This is a genomic window from Shewanella sp. 10N.286.51.B8, from assembly GCF_041469325.1.
Lineage (GTDB): Bacteria > Pseudomonadota > Gammaproteobacteria > Enterobacterales > Shewanellaceae > Shewanella.
Map to the genome: position 1 here is coordinate 59,003 of NZ_JBFRKG010000015.1, position 7,970 is coordinate 66,972.

Here is a 7,970-nt window from a genome sequence, read left to right on the forward strand (position 1 = left end):
AAGAGAACGACTAGCGTTACCGCGTAAGTACACATAGATACGTTTAACTCATTGAAGACAGGATATAAGAGGCTTTTATGCTAGGTGAAAATCATTCCCTCAGAAACGAATTTCCAGATCACATAGATACGATTACTTCGCTTATTAGCAGCAATGTCGATTTTGCTGAAATAATGAAAAAATACGATGCGTTAGATAAACAAATTAGAGATCTTGAGATGCGAGACTCGCCCATCGCAGACGAATCCATCCATGAGTTAAAGCAGCAGCGTGTAGTAATGAAAGACGCCCTTTATCATCAAATTACTTTGGCAGAACAGGGCTAAAAGAATGTATTTAAGAAGCGGGCAATATCGATTAGATATTGCCCGTTTTTTTATTGCTTTAATAAAGGAGACAGCACGTCAAGTTTGCCATCAATTGGCTCAGTAATTGGCAGTTTAAGGATATGGGCTATAAGTGGATATAGGTGGATGTTTTTTGCTTGGCCAATGGTTTCCTGCTGATTAAAGGCAGGCCCTTGGGCGAACAATATAGTATTCATTTCCGGCATCACCTCGGCGTAGTAGCCGTGTTTACCCTTAACGCCAGGTTTTGCATCACTGCTGGTAATGTAATGATCATGGGTGACCAAAATCCCATCACCAATGGCGGGATTAAAGTCATACTCAAGGTGCTTAGGTATCGAGTCCTTTCTATAAAATGCTAAGCCATCGGTCGCAGCAACTAGTTTCTCAAGGGCAATTAAATCTTGGTCTTTATTATTGCCATGGGCGCGCACTAATGAAAAAGCGGCGTCATTAATAAAACTAAATCGAGATTTTAATGCTTCATCATCGGCAAACAGTTTGTCTGTGTAGATACGCTCAAAATCAGCAACCTGTGCCATACCGTGATCTGATGTGATGATAATATTAACCGCATAAGGTAGCGCATTTACTTGCTCAATTAAGCTAGCAATGACCTTATCAATGTAATTGACAGCATCATGGGTTTGCTGCGATAACGGCCCGTGATGATGACCTGCGCTATCGACATCTGAAAAGTATAATGTCACAAATTGCGGCCGCTGCGTTTCAGGTAATTTAAGCCATTCAATAACTTGCTCGACACGGGTTTCATTTGCGACTCTACCGTCATATCGTTTCCAATAAGTGGGTCTAAAACCTGCTATTTCAGCTTCTGAGCCGGGCCAGAAATACGTAGCTGATTTCATTCCTTGCTGGGCAGCTAAAGACCAAAGTGGAACGCCAGTGTAAAAACGGCCATCGGTGACGGCATCATGGTCGCTTAAAGCGTAATGGCGCCCTAATGTGGGGTTGTAGAAACGATTAGCAACAATGCCATGATTACTGGGATAGAGACCGGTAACCAGTGTCAAATGGTTAGGGAAGGTGACTGTTGGAAATGACGGCGTTAATTGCGTTATTGTTGCGGCATTGCTGGCAAAGTTATTAAGAAACTTAGGCTGATGAACTTTATTGTAATCATGCCTATAACCATCAATAGAGATAAGTAACACATAGGGCTTATCATTGACATTATGGGGCTGATTTGACCCTAATGATGATGTTTCATCTGCCATGATATTATGGCTTAAAAAAACCAATGCGATAGTAATACTGCTACTAAGTTGTTTTAACCTTGCAAGGCTGTTGGATGCTAACCATTGACGCATTATTGCTTCCTTTATTATTGTATTTAGTCGAAGACAAAAATTACTTTGAACTCTTTTTATTATCTAATTTAGCCATCATAGTTAGTGTTGATGACAATCCTATGATGTGTCATATTTTGCAGGCTGATTAGTTAACAAGTATTTTAGTTAATTATCAATGCAATTAACTGAAATTAAAACAATAAAAAAGCGAAACATCCTGTTTCGCTTTTAAATCGGTTAACAATGTTAACCGATTATTTTACTGCTTGACTGGCTAACTCTGCTTTATGCTCTTCAGCTGTTAATGGAAAATAATGTCTCCAAGAACCTCTCAAGAAAATCCGCGTATCTTCAATTGCTATATAAAGACAAGGGATTAAACACAGTGTTACCACTGTTGCGAACAACACCCCAAACGCCAGTGATACGGCCATTGGTATCACCATTTGTGCCTGCATACTGGTTTCAGTCATGATTGGCACTAGACCAATAAAGGTCGTTAAAGAGGTCAACATAATCGCTCTAAAACGTCTGCAACCAGCGTTAATTACCGCATCATTGAGTTTAACCCCTTGTTTTCGGGAATTATTCACATAATCCACCATCACTAGTGAGTCATTGACCACCACACCTGCAGCGGCAATAATCCCGAATACAGAAAGGTTACTTAAATCAATACCTAAAATGATATGGCCAAGCATTGAGCCAATCACGCCAAATGGGATCACCGACATGATCATAAAGGGTTGCACGTATGACTTAAGCGGTATCGCTAATAAGCTGTATATCACCAACATAGAGATAATAAAATCACGCATTTGGGTATCGGCACTATCAAGTTGCTCCTGAATACTGCCAGAAACCTCACTTTTCACTCGAGGGTATTTTGCCAATAATTGCGGAATGAAATTATCACGAATATCTTTGGCGAGTTTAAATGGCTCAGCTTGTTCAGCATCAACCGAGGCCCATACATTAATGGTTCGGTTACCATTTTCACGGCGAATACTACTCACGCCTTGAACTACGTTTATATTAGCGACTTCAGACAGGGGTAATTCAGCACCTTGAGGCGTTTTAATCAACACCTCCTGAACGAGGGCGATAGAGTTACGTTGCTCTTCTGGGTAGCGTAGCATCACCTTGATTTCTTCGCCGTTACGGATAATCCGCTGTGCTTCAAGTCCGTAAAAGCTATTACCGACTTGTGAAGCAATATTAGCCAGGGTTAGGCCTAAACTGTGGGCTAAAGGTTTTAAGTCAAATTGCACTTCTTTGGCAGAGGATTGACGACTGTCATTAATGTCACTCACCCCTTTTAAAGTACCTAACTTTTCTTTTAACTCCTTCGATGCAGCAATTAATTGCGCTTCATCGTTACCCTCTAGTCGGAAACTAATATCACCATCATCTCGGCCACCACCAAATAAACTATCTTGGATGGTGAAAGATTTAACTCCTGGGATATTTGGCATCGCTTGGCGCCATAATTCAGCCACTTCAAAGGTATTAATGGGTCTTAATTCCGGGTCGACCAGTTTTGTCCTCACTTCTGCTTTTGTACGACCTTGAAGCTCAACTTGTAACTCTGCAATCATGCCTTGACCATATTGAGATTCAAGCTCTTTCTCAACAGTACGCAGGGCAGATTCAATGGCATGGGCGGCATTAAGGGTTGCGGTTTCTGCGGCATCGACATTCATTTCCAAGGTGATACGAGGAAAATCATGGGGGATTTTAGGTTGCCCAATAAAGCGTACTAAGCCGCTTATATAAAGGGCTGCGCAAATAACAATTAACATCACAAAGGTCGCAATAACTGAATAACGGTATTTTACTGCAGCAGTTAGACTAGGGCGGTAAACATTAGCAATAAAATTCGCTAGGTTTGTTTCAATTTTACCTTGAATAAAGTTAACGATATTTCTTAACCAATCTAACGGATTTTTAGAACCCGGTTGCACAACTTTAGGTTTTTTCATATGCGCTAAATGTGACGGTAAAATTAACTTTGATTCCACTAATGAAAAGATTAAGCACAAAATAACCACAAACCCAATGGCTTGACCAAAGGCTGATGAAGGGCCGTCATCTAAGGTGATCGGTAAAAACGCTGCAATGGTGGTTAATACCCCAAAGGTTGCCGGCATGGCGACCCGTTTAACCCCGCGAATAACACTATCGATATTTTGACCGTTTTCTTCACATTCAGTATGGGCGCTTTCTCCCATCACAATGGCATCATCGACCACAATACCCAATACCAGTATGAAGGCGAATAAACTGATGACATTGATGGTGACATCAATAAAGCCCATTGGCATAAATAATAGCGTACCTAAGAAACACACGGGTAAGCCCATCATTACCCAAAACGCTAACCGCACTCGCAGAAATAACGCCAGCATGATAAAGACTAATAATGCGCCTGTTTTCATGCTATCGAGCATTAAATCTAAACGACCTTCAAGGTAGTAGGTCATATCAACCCAAGGCTCTAAGGTCACACCGTCTGGTAAAATAGCCTGTTTGTCAGTAACGTATTTTTTTAAAGTATCGGCAACATCGGTGATACTTTGGTTTTTAGCGGCGCCAACAAAAAAGGTGACAGCATTTTGGCCATTGAATTTAGAATATTGAATGCCTTCTTCAAAGCCATCGTTGACCGTCGCAACGTCTCCCAGTAATAAGTTAGTACCGTCATCCAAGGTTAATAAGGGTAAATCTTCAAACTCATATCCGACATACGCTTGGTTTTCTACTCGTAAGTTAATGTAGCCATTTTCAGCTTTAATTTGTCCCGCTGACATATTACGGGAATAACCACGTACAGCTTCTGCAACATCGTTAAAACTAAGACCAAATTCTCTGAGTCTGTCTTTACTGACTTCGACACTGATTTCGTAATTAAGTCCGCCATAGAATTCTGAAATATTTACATTAGGCAGTTGCATGATTTCTTGATGAATTTTTTCGCCTAAGTCTTTGAGTTGTCGTTGAGATAAGTCGCCATATAAACTTAAATACATCACTTCTTGGCGTATTTTTATGCGCTCAACTTTCGGAAACTCCATGCCTGCTGGGAATGTTGATACTGAGTCAATTTCTGATTTAACTTCATCCAATACAATTTGCGGATCGTATGAGTCTTCAATTCTGAAATAACCAGAGGCTTGGTTACGATTAGAATAGGTAATAACCCGCTGCAAGCCCTGAACAGTCTCTAAAGCTTGCTCTATTTTGACCGTAATGCCTTCTTCAACTTCTTGGGGCGCAGCGCCCGGATAAACGGCGCTGAACTCAATCCAGTTAATTTCAACTGCAGGGAAGAATTGCTTACGTATGGTGTTTGCTGTCAGTAAGCCACCAAGTAATATGATGATCATTAATAAGTTTGCCGCCACACTGTTGCGGGCAAACCAAGCAATCAAACCTTTATGGGTGTCTTCCATGATTATTCCTTATCTTTGATGGCGATTGCTGATTTAATAATGTCGTCACCTTCAATAGCATCTTGCTGGAGAATCTTATCTTCAGGTAACTTTACTGACATGCCTTCAATAGGGTAATCAAGTGCCGAGGTAATAATATTCATCCCATCTTCTAAACCACTTGAAATAATCACGTTACTGCCGTCTTGGCGAATAATATTAACGGGTAAATAACGCAGTTTCATTTCTGCATCCATGACCGCAACTAAACCGTTTACAATCAGGTGGCGGGGAATAATTGCAACGCTGCCAGCTTGTGTGCCACCAATATGTGCTGTGACATAGGTGCCAAAGCGTAATTCTTTATGGTTACCTTTAAGTGCATAAGGGTCATTTATTTCAGCGACTAAATAAGTCATACGACTCTTACTATCAATCACACCTTCGCTGCGGACAATCGTGCCTTGCCATTGCTGTTTTTCACCGGCGAAGTTACCCACCAAACTTACTTCAGCATTAGCGCCTTTTCTGTCTAGATATTGCATTTCTTTATCTGCAAGTGGCAAACGTACTTCAGCAATTTCTGTGTTATACAAGGTGCCAATTGATGCGCCATTGCCAACATAAGTGCCTAAGCCAATATTACGACTGGCGATTAACGAATCATAAGGTGCTTTAATCACTGAACGTTCTAAATTACGTTGGGCACGATGTAAGCCGGCTTCAGCACTTTTCAACTTAGCGATTTCTTTGGCTAATTGAGGTTTACGTAAACTTAAATCGCTAGGTTTACTATCGGTAATCTCAGCCCATTCACGTTCGGCTACTGCTGCAGTGGCTTTTTCTAGCACTAGGTTTGATTTAGCTGATGCCAGTTCAGCTTGTGCATCAAGTAATGCTGATTCGTAATCACTTGGATCTATTTTGGCGAGTATCTGGCCTTTTTTGACGAAGCCTCCTTTTACAAAGGCTTCTGCAAGGTAGGTGATTTCACCATTCACTTGTGCCACTAATTCAGTTTGATACTTAGGGTTAACAACCCCATAAGAGCTAACCGTAAATGTCATTGGCTTATATTCGATACTCTGCACTGATACAAGCGGGGTAGTGTCTACGGCTGGCTTTTCTTCGGGTGGTTGCTTCATGGCAACTAAGGCCGCAGTTATGGCAATGCCAGAACCTATAATTAAGAAAGGAAAAACTTTTTGCATTGTGGTCGCCACGGGACATCCTTTTTGAAGATATAACACAAGCTTTTAGTGCTTGTGAGCAAATGAGTTATCAACATTATATGGAGATGCTATTAAAACTGTTAATGGCAAGTGGTAACAATGTGTAATCTAATGTGTCAAATGTTTCAGTTCTACTATTTCAATGATAACTATAAGAGTGTGCATTCATAGGGTGATAGATTTTTTTGTTGTTAAATCAGTGTATTAATAGTAATTGTCACTTAAGTAGAATTTTAGTGGTAAATGTATACACAGAGTTTGAATGTGAGGCTAGAGTGGTAAAAGATTAAGTTATAAAACAGGATTTATTAACCAATTGTGCTGATTTAATCTCATGAGGCTAATTAATAATAGTAATTTTGATGTGTAAGGTTCAAAATTGCGGATTATAAATTGTCATTTTGAACGTTTACACACGCTAATTAATTACTCTGAGTTCATAGATTATAAATGAGTTATTAATAGGCGATTGATAAGTTTTATACAGAAGGAACAGTAATGAACGTATTAGTTACCGGTGGTGCAGGTTATATTGGCTCACATACAGTGTTATCACTGCTAGAAAACAATTGTAATGTCGTTGTTTTTGATAATTTGTTTAATTCAAATATAGAGTCAATTAAGCGGGTAGAAGCATTAACTGGGAAATCTGTTAGTTTTGTTGAAGGTGACATTCGGGATAAACAGGCCTTAACCGCGGTGTTTAATCAATACGACATTCAAACGGTTATTCATTTCGCGGCCCTTAAAGCGGTCGGTGAATCAGCGCAAATTCCACTTGAGTATTATCAAAACAATGTTCATGGTTCAGTTTGTTTGTTAGAAGTTATGGCCGAACATAATGTTTATAACTTTATATTTAGTTCATCAGCGACCGTTTATGGCGAAGAAAATGATGTGCCTTATGTTGAGACCATGAAGTTAGGTACACCTTCAAGCCCTTATGGGGCAACTAAAGTAATGGTCGAACGGGTGATGGCAGATTTTGCTGTATCAAACAGTAATTTTAGAGGGGTATCATTACGTTACTTTAATCCTATTGGTGCCCATGAAAGCGGCCAAATTGGTGAGTCACCAAAAGGTATTCCTAACAATCTTCTGCCTTATGTTGCTCAAGTTATGGTGGGGAAACGTGAAAAGCTAAGTATTTTTGGTGCTGATTATCCAACTAAAGATGGTACCTGTGAACGTGACTATCTACATGTAATGGATTTGGCAGAGGGGCATGTTGCAGCAATGAACTGGTTAGACAACAATGCTAGCTTTACGGGAGTTGAGTCGTTTAACTTAGGTACAGGTAATGGCATATCGGTATTTGATATTGTTTCAGCGTTTGAAAAGGCGGTTGCAAAACCTATCCCTTATGAAGTTAGTCCAAGACGAGCAGGGGATTTAGCTGCATTTTGGGCCAATGCGCAAAAAGCTAATCAACAATTGAATTGGCAAGCAAAGCGCAGTTTAGATCAAATGATGGTTGATACCTGGCGCTGGCAATCAGCTAATCCTAATGGTTATGATCAAGCGTAACGTTAGTCTTAATGTCTCGCAGCATGAGTTGAAAGCGCCTTTATGTGAAAATGAAGGCGTTTATCACACATCTTGGTTAAGTAAATCCCCCTTAAATAATCAGAGGGTGTAACAGATTCT

5 protein-coding genes are annotated in these 7,970 nt (G+C 40.2%); 2 read left to right on the plus strand and 3 right to left on the minus strand.

The window, feature by feature from the left end:
* The first annotated feature begins 77 nt into the window (after positions 1-77).
* A complete protein-coding gene (locus AB4160_RS07010) occupies positions 78-326 on the plus strand; it encodes a YdcH family protein (RefSeq protein ID WP_102476762.1) in 249 nt (82 codons plus the stop codon).
* 50 nt (positions 327-376) lie between these two features.
* Here the strand turns inward: AB4160_RS07010 and AB4160_RS07015 are convergent, their stop codons facing one another.
* The 3 genes from AB4160_RS07015 to AB4160_RS07025 form a co-directional block, all read right to left on the minus strand.
* A complete protein-coding gene (locus AB4160_RS07015) occupies positions 377-1,678 on the minus strand; it encodes an ectonucleotide pyrophosphatase/phosphodiesterase (RefSeq protein ID WP_372004039.1) in 1,302 nt (433 codons plus the stop codon).
* A 236-nt stretch (positions 1,679-1,914) separates the two neighbouring features.
* Positions 1,915-5,112 (minus strand): efflux RND transporter permease subunit, encoded by a 3,198-nt coding sequence (locus tag AB4160_RS07020; protein WP_372004041.1) that lies wholly within the window; start codon positions 5,110-5,112, stop codon positions 1,915-1,917.
* Between the two features lie 2 nt (positions 5,113-5,114).
* Positions 5,115-6,314 carry an efflux RND transporter periplasmic adaptor subunit gene (locus AB4160_RS07025; RefSeq protein ID WP_372004043.1) on the minus strand — a complete coding sequence of 400 codons (1,200 nt, stop codon included), beginning with the start codon at positions 6,312-6,314 and terminating at the stop codon, positions 5,115-5,117.
* 507 nt (positions 6,315-6,821) lie between these two features.
* Here AB4160_RS07025 and galE point away from each other — a divergent pair.
* Positions 6,822-7,850 (plus strand): UDP-glucose 4-epimerase GalE, encoded by a 1,029-nt coding sequence (galE, locus tag AB4160_RS07030; RefSeq protein ID WP_372004045.1) that lies wholly within the window; start codon positions 6,822-6,824, stop codon positions 7,848-7,850.
* The last annotated feature ends 120 nt before the right edge of the window (positions 7,851-7,970 follow it).